Origin of the sequence: Burkholderia sp. AU30280 (assembly GCF_020420125.1) — a bacterium.
Lineage (GTDB): Bacteria > Pseudomonadota > Gammaproteobacteria > Burkholderiales > Burkholderiaceae > Burkholderia.
This window is the reverse complement of sequence record NZ_JAIZRY010000024.1, coordinates 1-24,551: the sequence shown is the minus strand read 5'-3', so window position 1 is coordinate 24,551 and position 24,551 is coordinate 1. Positions and strand designations below refer to the sequence as shown.

Here is a 24,551-nt window from a genome sequence, read left to right as displayed (position 1 = left end):
CGTCGCGCACCCGCAAAGCCGCCCTTTCCGGGCGGTTTTTTTTGCCCGGACGGGATTCGCACGGCCGTCCCGGTCTCGCCGCCGCGCGAGGGTGCCCCGTACAATCGGTCGGGTGCGGGCGACCTGTTACGGGGGCGCTCGCATTTCAACCGATCGCGCGGCGTCGAACCCGGCATCCGCTTGGCGCGGCACCGCCACAGGCGCCGGAACATCAACGGCGGCCGACCACCTTGCATGGGTCCGCCCTAAGCGCCAATGCGCCAAGAGCACTCAACAAAGGAGACAGTGATGGACATTCGCGGCAACGTGTTTCTGATCACGGGCGGTGCATCGGGCCTCGGCGCCGGCACGGCGCGGATGCTCGCGCAGGCAGGCGGCACCGTCGTGCTCGCCGACCTGAACGACGCGGCGGGCACGGCGCTCGCGACCGAACTGGGCGGCATCTTCGTGCACTGCGACGTGTCGAGCGAGGCCGATGCGCAGGCGGCCGTCGGCGCCGCGCAGCGCGCCGGCACGCTGCGCGGCCTCGTGAACTGCGCGGGCATCGCGCCCGCCGCGAAGACCGTCGGCAAGGACGGCGCGCATCCGCTCGACGTGTTCGCGAAGACGATCAACGTGAACCTCGTCGGCACGTTCAACATGATCCGGCTCGCGGCCGCCGCGATGGCCGCCACCACGCCGACCGCGGACGGCGAGCGCGGCGTGATCGTCAGCACCGCGTCGGTTGCCGCATTCGACGGACAGATCGGCCAGGCCGCTTACGCGGCATCGAAAGCCGGCGTCGCGGGCATGACGCTGCCGATCGCACGCGACCTGTCGCGCCACGGCATCCGCGTGATGACGATCGCGCCCGGCCTGTTCGAGACGCCGATGTTGCTCGCCATGCCGCAGGACGTCCAGGACGCGCTCGGCGCGATGGTGCCGTTCCCGCCCCGGCTCGGCAAACCGGCCGAGTACGCGCTGCTGGTGCGCCAGATCGTCGAGAATCCGATGCTCAACGGCGAGGTGATCCGCCTCGACGGCGCGATCCGGATGCAACCGAAATAAGCACGAAAAACGCCCGCGGCGCGGGCGTTCTTTCATTCATTCAGGGTTCCCGCAGCGCGGTGCCGGCTCAATCGTCGCCGTCGCGCTGCATCCGCTGCCGCAATTCGGTCACCTGCGACTCGACGACGGTGGCGTCGTCCGCGTCCGGCCGCTCGCCGAGATACTGTTCGAGATCCTCGAGCGCGGGGCGCAGGTAATCGAGCCGCGCATACGCGAAGCCGCGGTCGCGGACCTCGTCGAGGTGCTCGGGCAGCAGGATCACGAGCCGCTGCTGCACCGCGAGCAGCCGCTGCCAGCGTTCCGTCTGAAGATAGATCGTCTTCAGGTTGCGCAGCATCCGCGCGATGACCTCGCGGCTCGTCGCCGGCTGCAGCAGCGCGCGCAACGCGCTGTCGACCGCGCCGGCCGCACGCGCGACGTACGGCTCGAGCATCTCGACCATCTCGGCTTCGGACAGCGAATGGCCGTTGGCCGGATCGATGATCAGGTCGCCGTCCGGCAACGTGACGCGCAGCAGGAAATGGCCGGGGAACGACACGCCGCGCGCCGGCACGCCGATCTGCTCGGCGAGCTCCAGGTACAGCACCGACAGCGAGATCGGGATCCCGCGCCGCCGCTTCAGCACGGCGTTCAGGTGGCTGTTATCGGGGTCGTAGTAGTCGTTGTGATTGCACGCGAAGCCGAGTTCGCGGAAGAAGAAATCGTTCAGTGCGGCGACGCGGCCCTTCAGGTCCGCATCGTCCGTGAGCCGCCGGCGCAGCCGCGCGGCCAGCATGTCGAGTTCGGCCAGCGTGCCCTGCAGGTCGAGGTCGGGATACGCGTCCTGCGCCAGCGACAGCGCCGCTTCCGTGACGGGCAGGCTGTCGTCGTCTGCCACGAGCGTGCTGAAGTAGTCGAGGACGCGGGTCATTGCGGTCGTCACTTGGCGCGCCTTCTGAAATAAGCGTATTTGAAGCCCATCACCCACAACATACCGAAATATAGTGCAGCGAACAGCACGAGGCACGCGGCCATCAATGCAATGCGATCGAGCGGCTGCGCACGCATCCCGGTCCAGTCGAAGCTGACCGACAGCCAGTGCATCAGGCCCGCGAGCACCAGCGCCGCGCCGATCAGCTGCACGAAGAAGCGCAGCCAGCCCGGCGACGGCTGGTAGATGCCGCGCTTGCGCAGCCCGATGAACAGCAGCAGCGAGTTCAGGCACGCGCCGACGCCGATGCTCAGCGTCAGGCCCGCGTGGCCGATCAGCGGCACGAACACGTAGTTCGAGATCTGCGTGACGATCAGCACGCCGATCGCGATCTTCACGGGCGTCTTGATGTCCTGCTTCGCATAGAAGCCCGGCGCGAGAATCTTGATCAGGATGATGCCGACGAGGCCAATCCCGTAGGTCGCGAGCGCGCGCGCGACCATCGTCACGGTATGCGCGTCGAACTTGCCGTAGTTGAAGAGCGTCGCGGTGAGCGGCGTCGCGAAGAAGAACAGCGCGAGCGCACTCGGTGCCGCGAGCAGGAACGTGACGCGCAGGCCCCAGTCGAGCAGCGCCGAATACTCGTGCGAATCGGCATCGACGTGCGCCTTCGACAGGCTCGGCAGCAGGATCGTGCCGAGCGCGACGCCGAGCAGCGCCGTCGGGAACTCCATCAGGCGGTCGGCGTAGTTGATCCACGACACGGCGCCCTGCCCGAGCCGCGACGCGATGTTGGTGTTGATGATCAGCGACAGTTGCGCGACCGACACGGCGAACGTCGCGGGCACCATCTTCGCGAGCACGCGCTTCACGCCCGGGTGGCGCAGCGCGCGCAGCGGGTTGAGGCCGATCAGCGGCACCATGTCGATCTTCTTCAGGCCCGGCAGCTGCACGAGGAACTGCAGCACGCCGCCGACGATGACCGCCCACGCGAGCGCGAACACCGGCACCTTCAGGTGCGGCGCGACGAACACGGCCGCGGCGATGAACGCGACGTTGAGCAGCACCGGCGCGAACGCGGGCAGCGAGAAGCTCTTGTACGTGTTCAGCACGCCGGAGGCGAGCGTCGTCAGCGAGATGAACACGATGTACGGGAACATGATCCGCGTCATCGTGACCGCGAGCGGGAACGCCTGCCCGTCGGTGTGCAGGCCGGACGCGACCGCGAACACGACCCACGACGCGCCGACGATCCCGAAGACCGACAGCACGGCAAGCGCCCACGCCAGCACGGCCGACATCGCGTCGACGAGCGCTTTGGTCGCGTCGTGCCCCTGCTGGTTCTTGAACTCGGCGAGGATCGGCACGAACGCCTGCGAGAACGCGCCTTCGGCAGACAGGCGGCGCAGCAGGTTCGGGATACGGAAGGCGACGTAGAACGCGTCGGTGTATTGACTGGCGCCGAACGCACGGGCGATCAGCGTCTCGCGGGCCAGTCCGGTCACGCGCGACAGCAGCGTGAAGCCGCTGACCGTCAGCAGGGCTCGGAATAGATTCATGGGGCGCTTATTATACGGACGTTGCGTGGCCCGGCCAGCGGCCGATGCCGAAAAGCGCGCATGCCTGCGGCGCCCCGCTCGACGCATGTCACGTTGAACTTGCCACTCGCTTGATTTTGTTGCTATAATCGCCGGTTTCTGGGCTCGTACATGCACGGCAACTGCCGTTTTCATGTCCCGGCCTCGGTTAAAATCACCGTTTTTTTATGCGCCCCTGGGCAATCGTTCTCAGGGGACGGATCGAAAAGCAGCGCTTGGCCGTCAGGCTCCAAGCTCTGGAAACAGGACAGGATAAGGAACCGTCATGGCTAACTCCGCACAAGCACGCAAGCGCGCCCGCCAGGCCGCGAAGGCAAACTCGCACAACTCGGCGCTGCGCTCGAAATTCCGTACCGCGATCAAGTCGGTTCGCAAGGCTGTTGAAGCCGGCGACCAGGCAAAGGCTGCCGAGCTGTTCAAGGCTGCCGTGAAGACGATCGACACGATCGCCGACAAGAAGATCGTTCACAAGAACAAGGCCGCTCGCAGCAAGAGCCGCCTCGCCGCAGCCGTCAAGGGTCTGCAGGCAGCAGCGTAAATCCGGTGCGCCCGCTCACGCGGGCGTTCCTGTTTCCTGCGATCGCAAAAAAGCCCGCCTAGGCGGGCTTTTTTGTTGCCTGTCGCCGGCGCGCATCCTGCGAGCCAGCGACATTTGCCAGGCCGGGCGCGGCAAGCGCCCTCGCCCTGGCCGGCATCACTTCTTGGCGTTGTAGTCCGGCAGTTCGCACGCCTCGGTGACAACAAGGTTGTTGTCCTTCGCGAAATTCAGCACGAAATCGAAAGCCATCGGCTCGACATCGCGCAGCCGGGAATCGAGGATCACGCATTTCAGGTCGCCGAGCATCGTCGGACGCACGTAGAGCGAATACTTGAGGCGCGCGTTCGGTCCGCTCGCCCCCGGGCCGAAGCAGGCCATCACACCGGCCAGACGTTCCGACCAGTCGCTCGGGCGAAACTTTTTCCCGTCTTTCGTGATGCCCTGGATGAAGAATTCGGTCGGAGGGGTTTCAGCCATGTGGTTACCCAAGTGACGGCCCGGCGATGTCCAGGCAACGGCGCCTGGATACGCGAACACAAAGCTGAAACGGACGGCGGCACAAGCATTCCGATATCCCGAAAACGGGACGTCGGTGTGCGCCGCCGGTGGACTGCACCGGATTTGTGCAGCGCACGGCTTGTGTCCGGCAGAGCGCGAGGAGGCTTGCCTGCCGGGCTGGAGAAAACTTTCGGATTATACCGCAGCGCGCCATCGCGCGTCGCCCCGACACCCCTCCTCCCGCTCCGCCTGCAGCACCTGGCGATCATGCCCCGCTTTTCTCCGCGGCTCGTCAAAGCACAGAAAATCCTTTATGCTGCTTTGAGTTATCCACACCCGACGGCGGCGCCGTCCGGCCTTGCTGCCGGGTGCAACCCGCCGTATTTCGCTTCATGACCGCCAAAACCATTCGTCACTACCTGCAGTTCAAGGATTTCTCGCTGGAAGACTACGAGTACGTGCTCGAACGCACGGGTATCCTGAAGCGCAAGTTCAAGAACTACGAGACCTATCACCCGCTGCACGACCGCACGCTCGCGATGATCTTCGAGAAGAGCTCGACGCGCACGCGCCTGTCGTTCGAAGCCGGGATCTTCCAGCTCGGCGGCCACGCCGTCTTCATGAGCACGCGCGACACGCAGCTCGGCCGCGGCGAACCGGTCGAGGATTCCGCGCAGGTCATCTCGCGGATGGTCGACATCATCATGATTCGTACGTTCGAGCAGGAAGTCATCAAGCGTTTCGCGGACAATTCCCGCGTGCCGGTGATCAACGGCCTGACGAACGAGTACCACCCGTGCCAGGTGCTCGCCGACATCTTCACGTACTACGAGCACCGCGGCCCGATCGCCGGCAAGACCGTTGCATGGGTCGGCGATGCGAACAACATGCTCTACACGTGGATCGAAGCCGCGCAGATCCTCGGCTTCAAGCTGCGCCTGTCCACGCCGCCCGGCTACGCACTCGACATGAAGCTCGTGTCGCCCGACAGCGCGCCGTTCTACGAAGTGTTCGACGATCCGAACGAAGCGTGCAAGGGCGCCGACCTCGTCACCACCGACGTGTGGACGAGCATGGGCTTCGAGGCCGAGAACGAGGCCCGCAAGCAGGCGTTCGCCGACTGGTGCGTCGACGAGGAAATGATGGGTCACGCCAACCCGGACGCCCTCTTCATGCACTGCCTGCCCGCGCACCGCGGCGAGGAAGTGACGGCCGGCGTGATCGACGGCCCGCAGAGCGTCGTGTGGGACGAGGCGGAAAACCGCCTGCACGTGCAGAAGGCGCTGATGGAGTTCCTGCTGCTCGGCCGGCTGAAGCACTGACGCACTGACGCGCGCGGCCTCGTCGCAAGCGATAAGCGCCGGCACAGCCCGGCGCTTTTTATTTTCCTGCCCCCGCGCGGCATGCGCGCTCATGCCGATGCCCCTTCAACCCGGCGCCGGCTGCGTCGCGGCGAAGCTTGGCCGCTCGCGCATCACCGCCTGCGCACGCGTGACGTTCGGGTATTTCCGCAGCAATTCCGCCCCTTCGGGGAACATGCCCACGTAAGCCAGGATCGGCGCCAGGAACAGGTCCGCCATCGACAACCCGCTGCCGACCAGGTAATCGCGCCCGCCATACGCCGCGTCGAACACCTGCAGATACCGGTCGATTTCAGGCAGTGCCGCGTCGATCACCGCGCGATCGGCTGGCCGTTCTCGCCTTTCGGGAACACGTATTGCAGCACGTAGCGGCGCACCATCGCGTCGTACGCGTGGCAGTTGATCAGGCTTGATCCATTGCTCGCCGCGCGCATGCGCGGTGGCGCCCCACTGGGCCAGCAGGCTCGGGCCGTCGAACGCTTCGTCGATATAGCCGAGGATCGCACGCGTTTCGTAGAACTCGATCGGACCGTCGCAGAATGCCGGGACGCGTCCGAACGGGTTGTGCGCGAGCACTTCCGGCGAATGAGGCGGCAACGGCTTCAACGTATACGCGACGCCCTTTTCAACGAGCGCCATGCGTACGGTCCGGCAATAGCTGCTGCGCGGGCGTCGTTGCCCGGCTCACAGGCAAACCGGCTCCGGCTCCAGCTCGACACCGAATTTCGCGAACACGTCGGCCTGGATCGCCCGCGCCAGCGCGAGCACGTCGGCGCCCGTCGCGCCGCCGCGATTGACGAGCACGAGCGCCTGGCGGTCGTGTACGGCCGCCGCGCCGAGCGCACGCCCCTTCCAGCCGCAGCGGTCGATCAACCAGCCGGCCGCGAGCTTCACCTGCCCGTCCGGCTGCGGATACGACACGACACCGGGCGCGCGCGCACGCAACGCATCGAACTGCGCGGCGTCGATCACCGGATTCTTGAAGAAACTGCCCGCATTGCCGAGCACGAGCGGATCGGGCAGCTTCGCGCGGCGGATCGCGACGACCGCGTCGAACACGTCGCGCGGCGTCGCCGCATCGGGCGCGATGCCGCGCGCGTCGAGCTCGCGCGTGACGTCCGCGTAGCCGAGCCGCGGCGTCCATTGCCTGGGCAGCCGGAACGTCACCGACACGATCGCGTACCGGCCGCGCCCTTCCCGCTTGAAGAAGCTGTCGCGATAGCCGAATGCGCAGCGCGCGGCGTCGAAACGCTCGCTGCGCCCCGTCGCCAGCTCGACCGCGACCAGCGAGTCGAAATATGCCTTCATCTCGAGGCCATATGCGCCGATGTTCTGGATCGGCGCGGCGCCGACCGTGCCCGGAATCAACGCGAGGTTCTCGAGGCCCGCCATCCCGTGCTCGAGCGTCCATGCGACGAATGCGTGCCAGTTCTCGCCGCCGCCTGCCTCGACGTACCACGCGTCGTCGTCTTCGCGCACGACGCGGCGGCCCGCGATCTCGTCGAGCAGCACGACGCCGTCGAAATCGCGCGTGAACACGACGTTGCTGCCGCCGCCGAGCACGAGCTGCGGCAGGTTCGCGACGCGCGGGTCGCGATGGAGCGCCTCGAACTGCGCCGCATGCGTGATGCGCGCGGCGAAGCGCGCGGTCGCGGCGATGCCGAACGTGTTGTGCGCGGCGAGCGGAAGGTCGGGAAGCAGCGACAGGGTGGAATCGTCAGGAGGCATCGGCATTCGCGGTCACGTCCGCCCGGGCGGCGCATGGCCGGCCTTGGGCAAACGGAGGGGCATCGGTAAAATGGCAGACAGTCCGCAATTATAGCGAGTGCCCGTGCGCGAGCCGGGTGCCCGCATCTCAAGGGAGGAATGCCATGCCATCGTTCGACGTCGTTTCCGAAGCGAACATGATCGAAGTGAAGAACGCCATCGAGCAGTCGAACAAGGAAATTTCGACGCGCTTCGACTTCAAGGGCTCCGACGCGCGCGTCGAGCAGAAGGAACGCGAGCTGACGCTGTTCGCCGACGACGATTTCAAGCTCGGCCAGGTCAAGGACGTGCTGATCGGCAAGCTGGCCAAGCGCAACGTCGACGTGCGCTTTCTCGACTACGGCAAGGTCGAGAAGATCGGCGGCGACAAGGTCAAGCAGATCGTCACCGTGAAGAAAGGCGTGAGCGGCGATCTCGCGAAGAAGATCGTGCGCCTCGTGAAGGACAGCAAGATCAAGGTGCAGGCGAGCATCCAGGGCGATGCGGTGCGCGTGGCCGGTACGAAGCGCGACGACCTGCAGAGCGTGATCGCGATGCTGCGCAAGGACGTGACCGACACGCCGCTCGACTTCAACAACTTCCGCGACTGATCGCCGGGCAATCCGCCACGTCATCCTGCCGGGCCCCGCACACGCGGCGCGCCCGGCATGCGGCAAGCGCCGTCCTTCCTCAGGCTTTCCCGCCGCCCTGCGCGCCGCCGTCCGCGGCTGCCTTCTTCTTGTCGCCGATCCGGCTCTCCTGCCCCGCCAGCAGCTTCGAAATGTTGCCGCGGTGACGCCACACGAGCAGTACGCTCATTGCCAGCACGGCCCACGCGACCGGGTTGTGGCCCGTGCCGAACAGGAACACGTCGAACACCGGCGCGAACACGGCCGCCACCAGCGCCGCGAGCGACGAATAGCGGAAGAAGAACGCGACGATCAGCCAGGTCAGCGCGGTCGCAAGCCCGAGCACCGGGTGCACGGCGAGCAGCACGCCGGCCGCGGTGGCGACGCCCTTGCCGCCCTGGAAGCGGAAGAACACCGGATACAGGTGGCCGAGGAACACGGCGATCGCGACCCATGCGACCGCGACGTCGGGCAGCCCGAAGTGCCGGGCGAGCCAGACGGCGAACCAGCCCTTGAACGCGTCGCCGACGAGCGTGAGGATCGCGGCCTTCTTGTTGCCGCTGCGCAGCACGTTGGTCGCGCCGGGATTCTTCGACCCGTACGAACGCGGGTCGGCCAGGCCCATCGCGCCACTGACGACGACGGCGAACGACACCGATCCGATCAGGTAGGCAACGAGGGCGGCGAGCAGGATCTGCATGCGGAGGACTCTTCTTTCAACGTATCGGTAAAGGGACGGCTGCGCGCGGCACGCCGAAACGGCGCCCATTCTACCGAACGCGCGCGGCCTGCCACGAAGGTGAAACCCTCAGTCGACACTTGCGCACTGCACGGGCTGCGCGCCGAGCAGCGACGTGAGCACCGCCGGCGCGAGGCTGACGAGGTAGCCGCGACGGCCGCCGTTCAGGTAGATCGTCGGCAGCTCGAGGATCGTCGCCTCGACGTAGACGGGCATCGCCTTGCGCGTGCCGAACGGCGACGTGCCGCCGACGAGATAGCCCGAATGGCGGTTCGCGACCTCGGGCTTGCACGGCTCGATGCGCTTCGCGCCGATCTGCCGCGCGAGGTTCTTCGTCGACACGGTGCGGTCGCCGTGCATCAGCACGATCAGCGGCCTCGCGTGTTCATCTTCCATCACGAGCGTCTTCACGACGCTGTGCTCGTCGACGCCGAGCTGGCGCGCCGATTCGCCGGTGCCGCCGTGCTCGACGTAGTCGTACGGGTGCTCGCCGAACGCGACGCCGTGGCGGCGCAACAACTGGGTCGCGGGGGTTTCGGACACATGCCTGGATTTGCTCATGACGGCATTTTAATGGTGAACGACCGGCGGGCGCGCATGGGTGCGCCCGCGCCGGCGTTATACTCGCGGCCCGTTTTCCGCGGGGCGGCCCTCCGCCGGGCGGCCTGCCGCGCCGCCGCAACGATTCCGTCCATCATCATTGCGGACAGCGCGAAGCGCTATTGCCCGAATGGCCGATTGTGGCGCGTGCGCCATCGTGGCACGATCGTTCGCCTAACTCGTCAGCCGCCCGCCCCTTTTCTGGAGACGCCATGTCCTCGTCCCTCCGTTCCTCCGAGCCGCTCGACGTCGAGGCCCTGCTCGCCGCGCTGCCTCGCCGCATCGCCGACGTGCCCGCGCGCTGGGCCGCGCGGGCACCCGCGCACCCGGCGCTGATCGAGGACGCGCGCCGCCTGTCGTACGGCGATCTGTCGCAGGCCGTCGATGCGGCGGCTGCGCGGCTCGCCAACCTCGGCGTGCAAGGCGGCGACCGCGTGATGATCGTCGCCGAAAACTGCGTCGCGCAGATCGTGCTGCTGTTCGCGGTCGCACGTCTCGACGCGTGGGCGCTCGTGTCGAACGCGCGATTGTCGGCCAGCGAGCTCGACGCGATTGCCGCGCACGCGCGTCCGAAGCTGATCGCGTTCACCACCGACGCATCGCCCGATGCGCGCACGCATGCCGAACGGCACGGCGCAGCACCTGCCGGCACGCTGCCGGTCGACATCGGTGCGTGGTCGTATCGCATCGACGCGAACGCACCGGGCGAACCGGTCGCCACCGACGGCGCGGCGCAATGCGCGGCGCTGATCTACACGACCGGCACGACCGGCACGCCGAAAGGCGTGATGCTGTCGCATCGCAACCTGCTGTTCATCGCGGCGACGTCGAGCATGCTGCGCCGCGTGTCGCCCGACGACGTCGTCTACACCGTGCTGCCCGTGTCGCACGTGTACGGGCTCGCGTCGGTCTGCCTCGGCAGCCTGTATGCGGGCGCGACGCTGCGGCTCGCGCCGCGCTTCTCGCCAGAGGCCGTGCGCGTCGCGCTCGCAGACGAAGGCGTCACGATCTTCCAGGGCGTACCCGCGATGCACGCGAAGCTGCTCGAACACCTGCACACGCACGGCCACGCATGGCGCGCGCCACGCCTGCGCTTCGCGTATTCGGGCGGCTCGCCGCTCGACGCGAACTTGAAGGCGCGCGTCGAGCGCCTGTACGGCGTGCCGCTGCACAACGGCTACGGCATGACCGAAAGCAGCCCGACGATCACGCAGACGCCGCTCGACGCGCCGCGCACCGACAGCTCGGTCGGCGTGCCGATTCCCGGCGTGGAGATGCGGATCGTCGCGCCGGACGGCACCGACGTGCCGCCGGGTGAAGTCGGCGAGATCCGCGTGCGCGGGCCGAACGTGATGCTCGGCTACTACCGCAACGCGGACGCGACACGCGCGGCGGTGTCGCCGGACGGCTGGCTGAGCACCGGCGATCTCGCGCGGCAGGAGGCGGACGGCGCGGTGACGATCGCGGGCCGCAGCAAGGAGCTGATCATCCGGTCGGGCTTCAACGTCTATCCGGTCGAAGTCGAGCAGGTGCTGAACGCGCATCCGGACGTCGTGCAGGCGGCCGTCATCGGCCGCGCGGTCGAAGGCAACGAGGAAGTGCTCGCGTTCGTCGAGCTGGTGCCCGCCGCGACGGCGGACGAAGCGGCGCTGCACGCATGGTGTGCGGAGCGGCTCGCGCCCTACAAACGCCCCGCGCACATCCGTGCGCTCGACGCGCTGCCTGCCGCGTCGACGGGCAAGGTGCTGAAGCACAAACTGCGCGAGCTGGTCTGACCCGAACGGGCCGTTGCGCGTGACACAGCCGGCGCCGCACCGGATGCGCTAGCCGCGCGGATGGTGTTGCGCGTGCAGCGTCTTCAAGCGCTCGCGCGCGACGTGCGTATAGATCTGCGTGGTCGAGATGTCGCTGTGACCGAGCAGCAGCTGCACCACGCGCAGGTCGGCGCCATGGTTCAGCAGGTGCGTCGCGAACGCGTGCCGCAGCGTGTGCGGCGACAGGTGTGCGCGCACGTCCGCGTGCTGCGCGTGACGCTTGATGATGTTCCAGAACTGCTGGCGCGTCATCCCGTCGCCGCGCGCGGTCACGAACAGCGCGTCGGCCGCGCGCGCACCGAGCAGCGCCGGCCGCGCGTCGCGCAGGTAGCGCTCGATCCAGCCATGCGCGACTTCGCCGAACGGCACGAGCCGCTCCTTCGAGCCCTTGCCCATCACGCGCACGACGCCCTCGTTGAGCCCGACCTCGACGGTCTTCAGCGTCACGAGCTCGCTCACGCGCAACCCGCTCGCATACATCAGCTCGAGCATCGTGCGATCGCGCAGGCCGAGCGGCGTGCCGATGTCGGGCGCGCCGAGCAGCGCCTCGACCTGCGCCTCCGACAACGTCGACGGAAACCGGACGGCCTGTTTCGCGGACATGATCCTCAGCGTCGGGTCGGCGCTCGCGCGATGCTCGCGCACGGCCCAGCCGTAATAGCGCCGAAACACGGACAGCCGCCGGTTCGACGACGTCGCCTTGCCGTCGCTGCGCGCGGCGATGTAGCCGGTCACCATCGCTTCGTCAGCCGAATCGAGCGACGCGTCGTGCGTCTCTGCCAGCCATTGGGAAAACAGCACGAGATCGCGCCGGTACGCGTCGAGCGTATTGCGTGCGAGCCCGTGCTCGAGCCACAGCGCATCGCAAAACACGTCGATCGACGCGCGGCTCGCCAGCAGCGCGGGGGACGCTTCGGCGGCATCGCCGTCGGCGTCGGGGGAAATCAGCGGTTCATTCATCAGTACGGCACGCCTTCGTGCGCCAGCAGCCAGCGCTTCACTTTCTGGTAGTAGCCATTGTCGTCGTGGTTCGCAAAGCCGCCGAGGCCACCTGCCGCGACGACGCGATGGCACGGAATCACGAGCGGGAAGTAATTCGCGCCGCACGCCTGGCCGACCGCGCGCGGCGCGCTGCCGATCCGTTTCGCGACCTGGCCGTAGGTCAGCACCGTGCCGGGCGGGATATCGCTGATCACGTCCCACACGCGGTGCTGGAACGCGCTGCCGACCTCGGCAAGCGGCAGGTCGAAGCGCGCCGACGCGCGCTCGAAATAACGTTCGATCTGCTTGACCGCGCGCTTCGCGAGCGGCGAATCCGGATCGACCGACTTCACCGACTCGGGCAGATAGACGATCTCGCGCACCACCGCGGCGTCCGTGCGGATGCCGACCTTGCCGAACGGCGCGTCGATGACTGCATTGAACATGGCCCTCTCCTGACCGATGGATACGCGCGGCACGGCCGCGCGCCGACGACACTTTACGCCGCCTTCACGCGGCACGCAGCGCCCATTCGACATGCTCGCGCACGACCGGCGACGGATCGTCGGCCCGTGCGCGCAACGCGGCGACGATCGCATCGCGCGCCTGCGGCGCGAGCCGGCCCGCGTCCGCGCGCAGCGCATTGCCGAGCCCGACCGCGAGATTGCGCAGCCAGCTTTCGTAGCCGATGCGCCGGATCGCACTGCCCTGCATCCGCGTATCGAACGTGTCCGCATCCCACGCAAACAGCTCGACGAGCGTCGCGCGGTCGAGGCCGTGCCGCACGTCGAAATCGGCGACGGGCGCGGCCTGCGCGAACTTGTTCCACGGGCACACGAGCTGGCAGTCGTCGCAGCCGTACACGCGATTACCGATCATCGGCCGCAGCGGCTCGGGGATGCTGCCTTTCAGTTCGATCGTCAGGTACGAGATGCAGCGGCGCGCATCGACGCGGTACGGCTCGACGATCGCGCCGGTCGGGCAGGCGTCGATGCAGCGCGTGCAGCTGCCACAGTGCGCGCCGGGCGTCTCGGGCGCGGTGTCGGGGGACGTGTGCGCGTCGGTCGGCAGCGGAACGTCGACGTAGATCTCGCCGAGGAAGAACAGCGAGCCCGCATCGCGCTGCAGCAGCAGCGTATGCTTGCCGCGCCAGCCGACGCCCGCCTTCTGCGCGAGCTCGACCTCGAGCACGGGCGCCGAATCGGTGAACACGCGGTAGCCGAACGCGCCGATCTCCTGCTCGACGCGCTCGGCGAGCGTCTGCAGCCGGTTGCGCAGCACCTTGTGATAGTCGCGGCCGCGTGCGTAGATCGACACGACGGCCGCCTGCGGATCGTCGAGCCGGGCCCGTTCGCGCGCGCGCCAGTCGTGCGCCACGAGCGCGCCCGGCTCGCCGCCGGGGGCGGCGGCGGCGAGCGTTTCGGCCGGCAGATAGGCGAGCCGGGCGGAAATCACGCGTCGCGTACCGGCCACAAGTTCGGCCGGACGCGCGCGTTTCATCCCATGTTTCGCCATATAATCCATTTCGCCGTGGTAACCGGCTTCCAGCCAGGCAGCGAGGCCTGCTTCGGCATCCGAGAGATCGGTATCGCTGATGCCGATCGCCCCGAAACCCAATTCGCGCCCCCACGCCCTGATGCGCGCGGCGAGCGCAGTCAACGCCGCATCGTCGAGCGCGCACGGTGCCGCGCCTTCGGCACGAGTCGAAGGCCTGTCGGATGCGGCGAGTTCCGGTAATCGGTTCATCGCACTATTTTACGAGAATGCCAGCCACGCCCAGCCAACCGCCTCACGCCGCCATGCTGCCCGCCCTGCTCGCGGAGCGCGTGATCGCGCTCGCCGACGAAGCGGCGACCGAGGCCTTCGGCACCCGCTTCGCGCACGCGCTCGATGCGGCGCGCACCGAGCTCGCCCGCGCGCATGCGTTCGACGGGCTGCAGATCCAGCTGGTCGGCGATCTCGGCGCGGGCAAGACGTCCCTCGTACGCGCGATCCTGCGTGGCCTCGGCCACACGGGGCGCGTGCGCAGCCCGACCTACACGCTCGTCGAGCCGTATGCGCTCGAACGCGACGATGGGGAACTCGAGGTCTATCACTTCGATCTGTATCGTTTCAACGATCCGGCCGAATGGTCCGACGCAGGCTTTCGCGAATATTTCAATTCCAGCGCGATTTGCCTCGTCGAATGGCCGCAACAGGCGGGCACGCTGCTCGGCGTACCCGATCTGGTTTTCTCGCTCGACGTGGATGGCGACGGCCGCGCCCTCACCGTCCGGGCGTACAGCGCTTCAGGAAAGGCATGTCTCGAAAGATGTTGATCAAACCGTTCCGCTCGATCGAATCGGCGGCCACCGCGACGCACAACTGGCGGCGCCGCCAGATCCTGTGCGCGGGCGCGTCGACGCTGGTGCTCGGTCTCGTCGCACCGCGGCTCGCGCACGCGTCGTCGGTGCTCGGCGTGCGCGTGTGGCCCGCACGCGATTACACGCGCGTCACGATCGAATCCGACCAGCCGCTGCAGAATAGCCAACAGCTGCTTCAGGGGCCCGACCGTCTCGTGGTCGACCTGACCGGCCTCGACCTCGACCAGGCGCTGCGCGACCTCGTGTCGAAGATCGCGCCGAACGATCCGCAGATCCAGTCGGTGCGCGTCGGCCAGTATCAGCCGCACGTCGTGCGAATGGTGTTCGACCTGAAAGGCTCGGTGAAGCCGCAGGTGTTCACGCTGCCGCCGGTCGGCACCTACAAGTACCGGCTCGTGTTCGACCTGTATCCGGCCGTCGCGCCCGATCCGCTGTCCGACCTGATCGCGCAGACGGAACGCAAGGAGCAGGCGCTCAACGACACCGCGCGCGCGCAGCAGATGCAGCCGCCGACCACGCTGGCCGGTCCGGGTACCCCGCCGCCCGCCGCGGGCGACAACAGCGACGCGTTCTTCCAGCGCTTCGCGCAGAACACGCCGGGCACGCCGCACACGCCGCCCGCCGCGGCCACGCCTTCGACACCCGCGAAGCCGGCCGTCAAGCCGCCGCCCGTCATCGCGCGCCGCGACGACAGCGACGACGACGGCGACACCTACAAGTTCACCGCGCCGAAATCCGGCAAGGGCGGCACCGTCCGCCTGCTGACGGTTGCGATCGATCCGGGCCACGGCGGCGAGGATCCGGGCGCGATCGGCGGCGGCGGCACGTACGAGAAGCACATCGCGCTCGACATCGCGAAGAAGCTGCGCGCGAAGATCGACGGCGCACCGAACATGCGCGCGATGATGACGCGCGACGCCGACTTCTTCGTGCCGCTGAACGTGCGCGTGCAGAAGGCGCGCCGCGTCGGCGCCGATCTCTTCGTGTCGATCCACGCGGACGCGTTCACGACGCCGTCCGCGCGCGGCTCGTCGGTGTTCGCGCTGTCCGATCACGGCGCGACGAGCGCCGCGGCACGCTGGATGGCGAACAAGGAAAACTCGTCCGACCTGATCGGCGGCATCAACATCAAGACGACGGACGCGGCCGTGAGCCGCGCGCTGTTCGACATGTCGACGACCGCGCAGATCCGCGATTCGCTGCGCTACGGCAACTACGTGCTGAAGGAAGTCGGCGGCATCAACAAGCTGCACAAGGGCTCGGTCGAGCAGGCCGGCTTCGCGGTGCTGAAGGCGCCCGACATTCCGTCGATCCTCGTCGAGACCGCGTTCATCAGCAACCCGGACGAAGAGCGCAAGCTCAACGACGACAGCTATCGCGACGAGATGGCCGATGCGATCTTCCGCGGCATCAAGCGTTATTTCGCCGCGAATCCCCCGCTCGCGAAGAACCGGATGGCCTGAGCGCCGCCCCTTCCCCGCCGCCGGCACGCAGTGCGTGCCGGCGCGTCACGATGCCGCGAAGCGGCGCATCAGTTTCCCGCCGAACACGTTCACCGCGAGCCCGCCCATCACGAGCGCCGCGCCGATCAGCTGCGTGCGCGTCAGATGCTCGTCGAGCAGCAGCGCCGCCGACGCAAGGCCGACGATCGGCACCAGCAGCGAGAACTGCGCGACCTGCGCGGCCGGATAGCGCGACAGCAGGCGGCTCCACAGCCCGTAGCCGAGCAACGTCGCGACGAACGCGAGATAGACGACCGCGAAGATCGACGCGCCGTCGAGCCCGGCGAGTGCGGTCGCGATCCGCTGCGGTCCTTCGAACCACAGCGACAGCAGGAAGAACGGCACGGGCGGCACGAGGCTGGCCCACACGACGAGCGACACGAGGTTCGCACGGCCGACCTTCTTCGTGACGATATTGCCGAACGCCCACATCGCCGCCGAGCAGATCGTCAGCAGGAAGCCCGCGAGCGTCATCGCGCGGCCACCCTGCGCCGCGATCACGACGAGCCCGCCGGCGGCGATCGCGAGGCCAAGCAGGTTCTGCATGCGCAGCCGCTCGCCGAGGAACAGCATCGCGAACACGAGCGTGAAGAACGCCTGCGACTGCAGCACGAGCGACGCGAGGCCGGCCGGCATGCCGACGTACATGCCGGTGAACAGGAACACGAACTGGCCGAGCTGGATCGTCGCGCCGTACAGCACCAGCAGGCGCCACGGAATCTGCGGCCGCCGCACGAAGAACACCGCGGGCACGGCCGCGAGCGTGAAGCGCAGCGCGCCGAGCAGCATCGGCGGCATCCCGTGCAGGCCAACCTTGATCACGACGAAGTTCACGCCCCACGCCAGAATCACGACCAGCGCAAGCAGCAAGTCCTTCGGGGCCATCATCGGCGTCTCCTCGATTGTCGAATGGTCGGGCAAGGTGCTCCCAGGCCCCGTCGCTTTGCGCCGGGCGCCCCGAGGCGGCCGGCGCCTAACGGGACTTCCGTTGGAGCGAAAAAGCGGGGCGGCCCGGCGTTTTGCCGAGAAGCGGGTCAGTCTACCGGGTTTCAGCCGCCGGTCCGATACCCGCGCGGCGCGCATGGAATCGGCGGACGGCCAGTACAATGACCGACATCCCCCGCCGCCGCCCACAGGATCCGCCATGACCGCTCCGATCAAAGCCCTGCTGAAGCCGCACGTGCGCGACATCGGCAACCTGCAGGTGCGCCGCACGCTGCCCGCACTCGCCGCCCGCCTCGTCGGCCCGTTCATCTTCTTCGATCACATGGGGCCCGCCACGCTGCCGCCCGGCACGGGGCTCGACGTGCGCCCGCATCCGCATATCGGCCTCGCCACCGTCACCTATCTGTTCGACGGCGCGATCCTGCACCGCGACAGCCTCGGCTCGCGGCAGGAGATCGTGCCGGGCGATGTGAACTGGATGACGGCCGGCCGCGGGATCGTCCATTCGGAACGCACGCCCGACGCGCAGCGCGAAAACGGCCACACCGTCCACGGGATCCAGACCTGGGTCGCGCTGCCGCGCGCGCACGAGACGACCGAGCCGTCGTTCGAGCATCATGCGGCCGACACGCTGCCGAAGCGCATCGAGGACGGCGTGTCGCTGACGGTGATCGCCGGCGACGCGTTCGGACTGCGCTCGCCGGTCACGACGTTCTCGCGCACGCTGTACGTCGCGGCCGAATTCGCGGCCGGCGGCCGTCTCGAACTCGACGCGTCGCACGAGGAGCGCGCGGTCTACGTGGTCGACGGCGAACTCGCGATCGACGGCACGCCGGTGCCGGCCGAACAGATGGCCGTGCTCGCGCCCGGCGCCGCGGTCACGCTGACGAGCGGCAGCGGCGCGCGTGCGATGCTGCTCGGCGGCGACAGGATCGACGGCGAGCGCTTCATCGAATGGAATTTCGTCGCCAGCAGCCGCGAGGCGATCGAGCACGCGAAAGCGGCCTGGACGCGCCAGGAAATGGGCAAGGTGCCGGGCGAGACCGAATGGATTCCGCTGCCCGAGTCGAAACCGCGTTGAAAAAGGGGCGCGCCGCCCCCATCCTGACGACATTCGAACGGAAGAGAACGACATGGACACCACGCTTGCCACATTCGAGAAAGACGTCATCGAGGCGTCGCTGGACGCCCCCGTGCTGGTCGACTTCTGGGCGCCCTGGTGCGGCCCCTGCAAGACGCTCGGCCCGCTGCTGGAAAAGCTCGAAGGCGACTACGAAGGCCGCTGGAAGCTCGTGAAGGTCAACGTCGACGAGAACCAGGAACTCGCCGCGCACTTCCAGACGCGCAGCATCCCGCACGTGATCGCGTTCGCCGACGGGCGCCCCGTCGACCAGTTCGTCGGCGTGCTGCCCGAAGGCCAGCTGCGCGCATTCCTCGACCGGCTGCTGCCGGCGCCCGAGGAAGCCGAACGGCGTGCCGCGCAGGACGCGATGGCCGAGGCGCGCCACGACGACGCGCTCGCGCACCTCGAGGCGGCGCTCGCGCTGAACCCCGGCTTCGACGACGCGCGCCTCGACTTGATCGAACTGCTGCTCGCGAGCAACCAGGTCGACGCCGCGCGCGCCGAGACCGAGCGCCTGTCGCCGCAGACCGTGCAGAACGGCGACCCGCGCTACCAGGCGATCAAGACCCGTTTCGACGCACTCGACGCCACGGCCGACCTGCCGCCGACCGATGCGCTCGAAGCGCGCATCGCGGCGAACCCGGCCGATCTCGACGCGCGTTTCGATCTCGCGCAGAGCCTGATCGCGCGGCGCGCGTATGAAGGCGCGCTGGAGCAGTTGCTGGAAATCGTGACGCGCGACCGCACGTACGGCGACGATCTCGGCCGCCGCACGATGATCTCGGTGTTCGAGCTGGCCGGCGATCGCCCGGACCTCGTCGCCGGGTGGCGGCGCAGGCTGAGCATGGCGCTCAACTGAACGGATGCGTGACCGTCCGGGCCGCAACGGCCCGGCTGCAAAATCGCCCCGCAGGACATGCGACGGCGCGCGTCACGCGCCGCAGCATGCGTCGACGACCGCGATTCACCGCGGCTCAGCCGGCGGCCTGCGCCGCGATCGCACGCAGCGCATGCGCGGCGGCCGCGAAGCCGAAGCTCGCGGTCACGCATACGCTCGAACCGAATCCCGCACAGTTGAGCCCCGCGACGTGCGCGGCCGCGGACGGCTCGGCGCCGTCCTCGAGGTCGCAGGCGGCCGCTTCCGGATAGATCAGCGGCTCGTCCGAATACACGGCGCTGACCTTGAAACGCGCCTTCGGCCCGCGCGGAAAGCCGTGCTGCTTGCGCAACTGCGCGCGCACCTTCGACAGCAGCGGATCCTGGATCGTCAGCGCGAGATCGTCGATCCGGATGCGCGTCGGGTCGAGCTGGCCGCCCGCGCCGCCGACCACGACGAGCGGCTGGCGCTTCGCGACGCACCAGGCGATCAGCGCGACCTTCGTGCGCACGCTGTCGATCGCGTCGATCACGTAGTCGAAACCGCCGCCGAGCAGCGCATCGAAGTTGTCGGGCTCGACGAAATCCTCGATCCGGTTCACGCGGCACGCGGGATCGATCAGCGCGATCCGCTCGGCCATCGCGTCGACCTTCGGCTTGCCGTAATTGCCGTCGAGCGCGTGGATCTGCCGGTTCGTATTGCTTTCGGCGACGTTGTCGAGATCGATCAGCGTCAGCGTGCCGACCGCGTTGCGCGCGAGCGCCTCGGCCACCCACGACCCGACGCCGCCGATCCCGATCACCGCGACGTGCGCGCGCTCGAACGCGGCCGCGGCCGGCGCCCCGTACAACCGCGCAACGCCGCCGAAGCGCCGCGCGCGATCCACGTCAAGCTGGATTTCCGGGGTCGGGGTAAGATCAAAGGAACTGGGCGGGGCAGCGTCGGCGGCGGACATGGCAGCAAGGAAAACGTAAGTCGTGCGGCCCTCTATTCTGCCTGAACTCCCTGCTCGCACGCGCCACTGTGCACGCACGTTTCTCGCGCGTTGGCTACAATGGTTCCAGATTGAAGCGTTTGCATAACATGACGACTCTCGCCGATCTCCGCATCAATTACTCACGTGCTTCGCTCGACGAAGCCGATGTCGCCCACGACCCCTTCGCCCAGTTCGACCGCTGGTTCAAGGAGGCGCTCGCCGCCAAGCTGCCCGAGCCGAACACGATGACGCTCGCGACCGTCGGCGACGATGGCCGGCCGTCGGCACGCATCGTGCTCATCAAGGGCGTCGACGAACGCGGGTTCGTCTTCTTTACCAATTACGAAAGCCGCAAGGGGCGCGATCTGGCCGCGCATCCGCAGGCCGCGCTGCTGTTCTACTGGATCGAGCTCGAGCGCCAGGTCCGCATCGAAGGCCGGGTCGAGAAAACCAGCGCCGAGGAAAGCGACCGCTATTTCGCGTCGCGCCCGCTGGGCTCGCGCATCGGCGCCTGGGCATCCGAGCAGAGCGCGGTGATCGACAGCCGCGCCACGCTCGAAGCGCAGGAAAAGGCCGTCAGCGAACGCTTCGGCGAGAACCCGCCACGCCCGCCGCACTGGGGCGGCTACCGCCTCGTGCCCGACTCGATCGAGTTCTGGCAGGGCCGCCCGTCGCGGCTGCACGACCGCCTGCTCTACACGCGCGACGCCGACACGTCGCCGGGCTGGTCGATCTCGCGCCTGTCGCCGTAAGCGCGGCGCCGGCGCACGCCGGTCGTGTCTCGTGTTGCATCCGGGCGCCCGCCTCGCAAGCGGCGGGCGCCGGTCAAGATACTTGGCTGTATTCGATTCAACGAACAAACGGAGAATCCAAATGTTCTGGGAAAAGAAGCTGGCACAGTGGGCGGACGAAGTACGGGCGAAAGCGAACATACCGGCGCGCCTCGTGCTGTGGAACGGCGATCAACTCGATTTCGGCACCTTCAGCGCACCGCAGGTCACGTTGAAGGTGAACAGCGCGTCGGCGTTGCCGCTCCTGCTCGAACCGAGCCTCGACAATCTCGGCGAGGCGTACGTGAAGGGCAAGATCGACATCGAGGGCAAGGTGTCGGACATCATCAACATCGGCTACTCGCTCGCGCGCAGCACCGTGACGAGCGCGAGCAAGCTGGCGCGCGTGAAGCGCTACTTCAGCCACACGAAGAACACCGACAGGAAGGCGATCCAGTATCACTACGACGTCTCGAACGAGTTCTACCAGCTGTGGCTCGACGAGAACATGGTGTACTCGTGCGCGTACTTCGAGAACGGCGACGAGGATCTCGCCACCGCGCAGATCAAGAAGATCGACCACATCCTGACGAAGATCCGGCTCCAGCCCGGCCAGCGCCTGCTCGACATCGGCTGCGGCTGGGGTGCGCTCGTGCTGCGCGCCGCGCAGAAGTTCGGCGCGCAGTGCCTCGGCGTCACGCTGTCGCAGAACCAGTTCGACCTCGCGACCGCGCGCGTGAAGGCTGCCGGGCTGGAGGACAGGATCGAGATCCGGCTGCAGGACTACCGCGAGATCGACGGCCAGTTCGACCGCATCACGAGCGTCGGGATGTTCGAGCACGTCGGGCGCAAGAACCTGCCGCTCTATTTCTCGCGGGTCCATGACCTGCTCGCCGACGACGGCATCGCAATGAACCACGGGATCACGTCGACCGACGCGGAAAGCGGCGAGACGGCGCTCGGCGGCGGCGAGTTCATCGACCGCTACGTGTTCCCGGACGGCGAGCTGCCGCACATCAGCCTCGCGCTGGAAGCCGCGCAGCGCGGCGGGCTCGAAGCGATTGACGTCGAAAGCCTGCGGCGGCACTATGCGCGCACGCTCGACATCTGGACGGAAAACTTCGAGGCGAAGGCAGAAGCCGCGCGACAACTCGTCGACGACGAAAAATTCCGCATCTGGCGCGTGTATCTCGCCGGCTGCGCGTATGCGTTCGAGCACGACGACGTGTCGATCTTCCAGATCGTGTGCCGCAAGGCCGGGCAAAGCGCAAAAACGCTGCCGTGGTCGCGGCGCTATATGTACGAACACTCGCTGCCGCGCTAGGCAGCGCTTCACGCTGGGCATGCATGGGTGACGGCAGGACGCGGCGCAAGGCGCCGCCGCAACGACATCAGCACGACGACGCCGACGCGCCGCACGCCGACGGGCAATTCGACCTGTTCGGCGTGCCGGCCGATGCTGCACGCGCGTCGCCCGACGACGATGGCCCGCGTGCCGACACCAGCGAACACGTGAGCCCGGGCGCGTCTGACGGCGCGCACCCGGCTCCGCGCTCCCGCACCCGCCCCATTCCCTCAGACGAAACGCTGCCTGCCGCTTCCGGCCTGCTGTGGGACGAGCCGTCGCCGCCCGCTACGCCACCGAAGAAAGGCCGGCGCCGGCGCGGCGTGCTGCCCGCGCCGATCGCGCCGGATGTGGCCGCCGCAGCGGCCGGCCTGCCGCCGAACGTCCGGCTCGGCACGTCGTCGTGGTATTTCCCCGGTTGGGACGGCATCGTCTACGACGGGGATTTCGCGCAAACCAAGCTGTCGCGCGAAGGGCTTGAAGCGTACGGCGCGCATCCGCTGCTGAAAAGCGTGAGCCTCGACCGGTCGTTCTACGGCCCGCTGTCGGTGGCCGACTACCTGCGCTATGCGCAGCAGGTGCCCGACGATTTCCGCTTCGTCGTGAAGGCGCCGGCCTCCGTGACCGACGCTGTCATCCGCGGCCGGCGCGGCGAACCGTCGGGGCCGAACCCGACCTTCCTCGACGCGGATCTCGCCACCCGCGAATTCGTGCAGCCGTGCCTCGAAGGGCTCGGCCGGAAAGCCGGCGTGCTCGTGTTCCAGTTCTCGCCGCTGCCCGACCCGCTGCTCGCCCAGCCGGCCGCACTGATCGACCGGCTGGCCGCATTCTTCGCGGCGCTGCCGCCGCTGCCGCCCGAAGCCGACGGCACCCGCTATGCGATCGAGATTCGCGACGCGAGCCTGCTCACGCCGCGCTTCATCCGCGCACTCGCAGCACTCGGCGTGCGCTACTGCGTCGGCCTGCACGCCCGGATGCCCGACCCGCTGCGCCAGGCCGCCGCGCTCGCGCTGCTCGACGGCGACGCGCCGGGCCCGCTGATCGTGCGCTGGAGCCTGCACGGCGGTTTCAAGTACGAACAGGCGAAGGCGAAGTACGAGCCGTTCGACAAGCTCGTCGACGAGGATCCGGCCACGCGCTCGGCGCTCGCCGAACTGGCCGCACGCTATGCGCTGGCCGGGCAACCCGTGATCATCACGATCAACAACAAGGCGGAAGGCTCCGCGCCGCTGTCGTGCATCGCGCTTGCGCGCGAGATCGCCGCCGCATGCGCGCAGTGGCGCAACGAGGCGGCTTGATACCGGCTTGCGCCGGCCGCGCTTACGCGCCGCGCAGCGACTTCAGCCGGTGCGAGAATTTCTGCCGGAATTTCGCGAGCTTCGGCCCGATCACGACCGAGCAGTAGCCCTGCCCCGGGTTACGCGCGTAATAGTTCTGGTGATAGTCCTCGGCCGGCCAGTAGTTGCCGTCGAGCGGCACAACCTGCGTGACGATCGGCTGCCCGAATACCTGCTCGCGCTCCAGTTCGCGGATGACGTCGAGCGCCGTCTCGCGCTGCGCGTCCGAATGGGTGAACACGACCGAACGGTATTGCGTGCCGACGTCATTGCCCTGCCGGTTCAACTGGGTCGGATCGTGCGTCGCGAAGAAGATCTCGAGGATCTCGCGATAGCCGATGCGCGCCGGATCGAACGTCACGTTGACGACTTCCGCGTGGCCCGTATCACCCTCGCAGATGTCGCGATAGCCGGGATTGCGCGTATGACCGCCGGCGTAACCCGACTGGACGGCCGTCACGCCATCGACGTCGAGAAACACCGCCTCCGTGCACCAGAAACACCCGCCTCCCAATGTCGCGGTTTCAAGCATCTCGTTCACCATGAAATCAGTCCCTCGTTGATGTCGGCAGCCGGCACGCATGCGCCGGCGCCACCGTTCCGTCTCGCCGCTGCCCACTCGCGTACGGGCCGCAGCGGCACTTCGCCAAGTATCTCACCCGCGCGCGAACCTGACAGAATGCACAGGTGTCGCGCGCGGCCGGACGCCCGTTTTCTCGTCTACACTTAGAAACGCTAACAGAATGATTTTTGAAGGTGTCGCCAGCAAATGACGCAGGCGGCGATTTTCATGAACGCCTCGTGTATGGCGGCGAGGCGCTCGAACCGAATGCGCAGGCGTCTGAAGTTGTG

At 67.9% G+C, this 24,551-nt stretch carries 24 protein-coding genes and 2 pseudogenes; 12 read left to right on the top strand and 14 right to left on the bottom strand.

What is annotated here, in order from left to right; translation table 11 throughout:
- The first annotated feature begins 288 nt into the window (after window positions 1-288).
- A complete protein-coding gene (locus tag LGN17_RS35130) occupies window positions 289-1,047 on the top strand; it encodes an SDR family NAD(P)-dependent oxidoreductase (protein ID WP_226201389.1) in 759 nt (252 codons plus the stop codon).
- Between the two features lie 67 nt (window positions 1,048-1,114).
- Here LGN17_RS35130 and LGN17_RS35125 read toward each other — a convergent pair whose 3' ends face one another.
- Both LGN17_RS35125 and murJ read right to left on the bottom strand, forming a co-directional pair.
- The gene (locus tag LGN17_RS35125) at window positions 1,115-1,957 is read right to left on the bottom strand and encodes a SirB1 family protein (RefSeq protein ID WP_175971188.1); all 843 of its coding nucleotides are present in this window, start codon (window positions 1,955-1,957) and stop codon (window positions 1,115-1,117) included.
- Between the two features lie 8 nt (window positions 1,958-1,965).
- A complete protein-coding gene (gene murJ / locus LGN17_RS35120) occupies window positions 1,966-3,516 on the bottom strand; it encodes a murein biosynthesis integral membrane protein MurJ (protein WP_226201388.1) in 1,551 nt (516 codons plus the stop codon).
- 304 nt (window positions 3,517-3,820) lie between these two features.
- On the opposite strand from murJ, the gene rpsT reads away from it, so the two are divergent.
- Window positions 3,821-4,093: a 30S ribosomal protein S20 gene (gene rpsT, locus LGN17_RS35115; RefSeq protein WP_006482211.1), complete on the top strand. Its 273-nt coding sequence runs from the start codon at window positions 3,821-3,823 to the stop codon at window positions 4,091-4,093.
- 156 nt (window positions 4,094-4,249) lie between these two features.
- On the opposite strand, the gene LGN17_RS35110 is transcribed toward rpsT, so the two are convergent.
- Window positions 4,250-4,570, bottom strand: a complete 321-nt coding sequence (locus LGN17_RS35110) for a DUF3579 domain-containing protein (RefSeq protein ID WP_175971311.1) — start codon at window positions 4,568-4,570, stop codon at window positions 4,250-4,252.
- Window positions 4,571-4,983: 413 nt separating this feature from the next.
- On the opposite strand from LGN17_RS35110, the gene argF reads away from it, so the two are divergent.
- Complete coding sequence (argF, locus tag LGN17_RS35105) at window positions 4,984-5,913, top strand: ornithine carbamoyltransferase (protein WP_034190558.1); 930 nt, start codon at window positions 4,984-4,986, stop codon at window positions 5,911-5,913.
- A 105-nt stretch (window positions 5,914-6,018) separates the two neighbouring features.
- Here the strand turns inward: argF and LGN17_RS35100 are convergent.
- Both LGN17_RS35100 and murB read right to left on the bottom strand, forming a co-directional pair.
- Window positions 6,019-6,621, bottom strand: a pseudogene (locus LGN17_RS35100) (glutathione S-transferase family protein); the annotation flags it as partial.
- A gap of 15 nt (window positions 6,622-6,636) precedes the next feature.
- Entirely contained in the window at window positions 6,637-7,686 is a 1,050-nt protein-coding gene (murB, locus tag LGN17_RS35095) for a UDP-N-acetylmuramate dehydrogenase (RefSeq protein WP_226201387.1), read from the bottom strand.
- A 137-nt stretch (window positions 7,687-7,823) separates the two neighbouring features.
- Between murB and LGN17_RS35090 the strand changes: the two genes are divergently transcribed.
- Window positions 7,824-8,309 carry a YajQ family cyclic di-GMP-binding protein gene (locus LGN17_RS35090; protein ID WP_175950925.1) on the top strand — a complete coding sequence of 162 codons (486 nt, stop codon included), beginning with the start codon at window positions 7,824-7,826 and terminating at the stop codon, window positions 8,307-8,309.
- 79 nt (window positions 8,310-8,388) lie between these two features.
- Here LGN17_RS35090 and plsY read toward each other — a convergent pair whose 3' ends face one another.
- Both plsY and ybaK read right to left on the bottom strand, forming a co-directional pair.
- Window positions 8,389-9,027, bottom strand: coding sequence for a glycerol-3-phosphate 1-O-acyltransferase PlsY (plsY, locus tag LGN17_RS35085; protein WP_226201386.1), 639 nt, complete (start codon window positions 9,025-9,027; stop codon window positions 8,389-8,391).
- Window positions 9,028-9,135: 108 nt separating this feature from the next.
- On the bottom strand, window positions 9,136-9,627 hold the full coding sequence (ybaK, locus tag LGN17_RS35080) for a Cys-tRNA(Pro) deacylase (protein WP_226201385.1): 492 nt from the start codon (window positions 9,625-9,627) through the stop codon (window positions 9,136-9,138).
- Window positions 9,628-9,878: 251 nt separating this feature from the next.
- Between ybaK and LGN17_RS35075 the strand changes: the two genes are divergently transcribed.
- Window positions 9,879-11,441 (top strand): class I adenylate-forming enzyme family protein, encoded by a 1,563-nt coding sequence (locus LGN17_RS35075; protein ID WP_226201384.1) that lies wholly within the window; start codon window positions 9,879-9,881, stop codon window positions 11,439-11,441.
- A 48-nt stretch (window positions 11,442-11,489) separates the two neighbouring features.
- Here LGN17_RS35075 and xerD read toward each other — a convergent pair whose 3' ends face one another.
- From xerD to queG, 3 genes are all read right to left on the bottom strand, one after another.
- Entirely contained in the window at window positions 11,490-12,440 is a 951-nt protein-coding gene (gene xerD, locus LGN17_RS35070) for a site-specific tyrosine recombinase XerD (protein ID WP_226201383.1), read from the bottom strand.
- Window positions 12,440-12,907 carry a methylated-DNA--[protein]-cysteine S-methyltransferase gene (locus LGN17_RS35065; RefSeq protein ID WP_034190552.1) on the bottom strand — a complete coding sequence of 156 codons (468 nt, stop codon included), beginning with the start codon at window positions 12,905-12,907 and terminating at the stop codon, window positions 12,440-12,442. The genes xerD and LGN17_RS35065 overlap by 1 nt, the downstream gene beginning before the upstream one ends.
- Before the next feature lie 64 nt (window positions 12,908-12,971).
- Window positions 12,972-14,207: a tRNA epoxyqueuosine(34) reductase QueG gene (gene queG, locus LGN17_RS35060; RefSeq protein ID WP_226201382.1), complete on the bottom strand. Its 1,236-nt coding sequence runs from the start codon at window positions 14,205-14,207 to the stop codon at window positions 12,972-12,974.
- A gap of 17 nt (window positions 14,208-14,224) precedes the next feature.
- Here queG and tsaE point away from each other — a divergent pair, with 17 nt between their 5' ends.
- Together tsaE and LGN17_RS35050 are read left to right on the top strand one after the other, a co-directional pair.
- Window positions 14,225-14,779, top strand: coding sequence for a tRNA (adenosine(37)-N6)-threonylcarbamoyltransferase complex ATPase subunit type 1 TsaE (gene tsaE, locus LGN17_RS35055; RefSeq protein WP_226201381.1), 555 nt, complete (start codon window positions 14,225-14,227; stop codon window positions 14,777-14,779).
- On the top strand, window positions 14,761-16,287 hold the full coding sequence (locus LGN17_RS35050; protein WP_175950918.1) for an N-acetylmuramoyl-L-alanine amidase: 1,527 nt from the start codon (window positions 14,761-14,763) through the stop codon (window positions 16,285-16,287). Before tsaE ends, LGN17_RS35050 begins: the two co-directional genes overlap by 19 nt.
- 45 nt (window positions 16,288-16,332) lie before the next feature.
- On the opposite strand, the gene LGN17_RS35045 is transcribed toward LGN17_RS35050, so the two are convergent.
- Entirely contained in the window at window positions 16,333-17,211 is an 879-nt protein-coding gene (locus tag LGN17_RS35045) for an EamA family transporter (protein WP_226201400.1), read from the bottom strand.
- Window positions 17,212-17,470: 259 nt separating this feature from the next.
- On the opposite strand from LGN17_RS35045, the gene LGN17_RS35040 reads away from it, so the two are divergent.
- Together LGN17_RS35040 and trxA are read left to right on the top strand one after the other, a co-directional pair.
- Window positions 17,471-18,352, top strand: coding sequence for a pirin family protein (locus tag LGN17_RS35040; protein WP_226201380.1), 882 nt, complete (start codon window positions 17,471-17,473; stop codon window positions 18,350-18,352).
- A gap of 52 nt (window positions 18,353-18,404) precedes the next feature.
- Window positions 18,405-19,253 carry a thioredoxin gene (gene trxA, locus LGN17_RS35035; RefSeq protein ID WP_226201379.1) on the top strand — a complete coding sequence of 283 codons (849 nt, stop codon included), beginning with the start codon at window positions 18,405-18,407 and terminating at the stop codon, window positions 19,251-19,253.
- A gap of 115 nt (window positions 19,254-19,368) precedes the next feature.
- On the opposite strand, the gene LGN17_RS35030 is transcribed toward trxA, so the two are convergent.
- Window positions 19,369-20,226 carry a ThiF family adenylyltransferase gene (locus tag LGN17_RS35030; RefSeq protein ID WP_226201378.1) on the bottom strand — a complete coding sequence of 286 codons (858 nt, stop codon included), beginning with the start codon at window positions 20,224-20,226 and terminating at the stop codon, window positions 19,369-19,371.
- A gap of 128 nt (window positions 20,227-20,354) precedes the next feature.
- Here LGN17_RS35030 and pdxH point away from each other — a divergent pair, with 128 nt between their 5' ends.
- The 3 genes from pdxH (at window position 20,355) to LGN17_RS35015 (ending at window position 23,660) form a co-directional block, all read left to right on the top strand.
- Window positions 20,355-20,999, top strand: coding sequence for a pyridoxamine 5'-phosphate oxidase (gene pdxH, locus LGN17_RS35025; protein WP_175950914.1), 645 nt, complete (start codon window positions 20,355-20,357; stop codon window positions 20,997-20,999).
- 121 nt (window positions 21,000-21,120) lie between these two features.
- Entirely contained in the window at window positions 21,121-22,341 is a 1,221-nt protein-coding gene (locus LGN17_RS35020) for an SAM-dependent methyltransferase (RefSeq protein WP_175950913.1), read from the top strand.
- 23 nt (window positions 22,342-22,364) lie between these two features.
- Window positions 22,365-23,660: a DUF72 domain-containing protein gene (locus tag LGN17_RS35015; protein WP_226201377.1), complete on the top strand. Its 1,296-nt coding sequence runs from the start codon at window positions 22,365-22,367 to the stop codon at window positions 23,658-23,660.
- Between the two features lie 22 nt (window positions 23,661-23,682).
- On the opposite strand, the gene msrA is transcribed toward LGN17_RS35015, so the two are convergent.
- Window positions 23,683-24,243, bottom strand: a complete 561-nt coding sequence (gene msrA / locus LGN17_RS35010; RefSeq protein ID WP_175950911.1) for a peptide-methionine (S)-S-oxide reductase MsrA — start codon at window positions 24,241-24,243, stop codon at window positions 23,683-23,685.
- Window positions 24,244-24,434: 191 nt separating this feature from the next.
- Window positions 24,435-24,551: pseudogene (locus LGN17_RS35005) on the bottom strand (IS5/IS1182 family transposase); the annotation flags it as partial.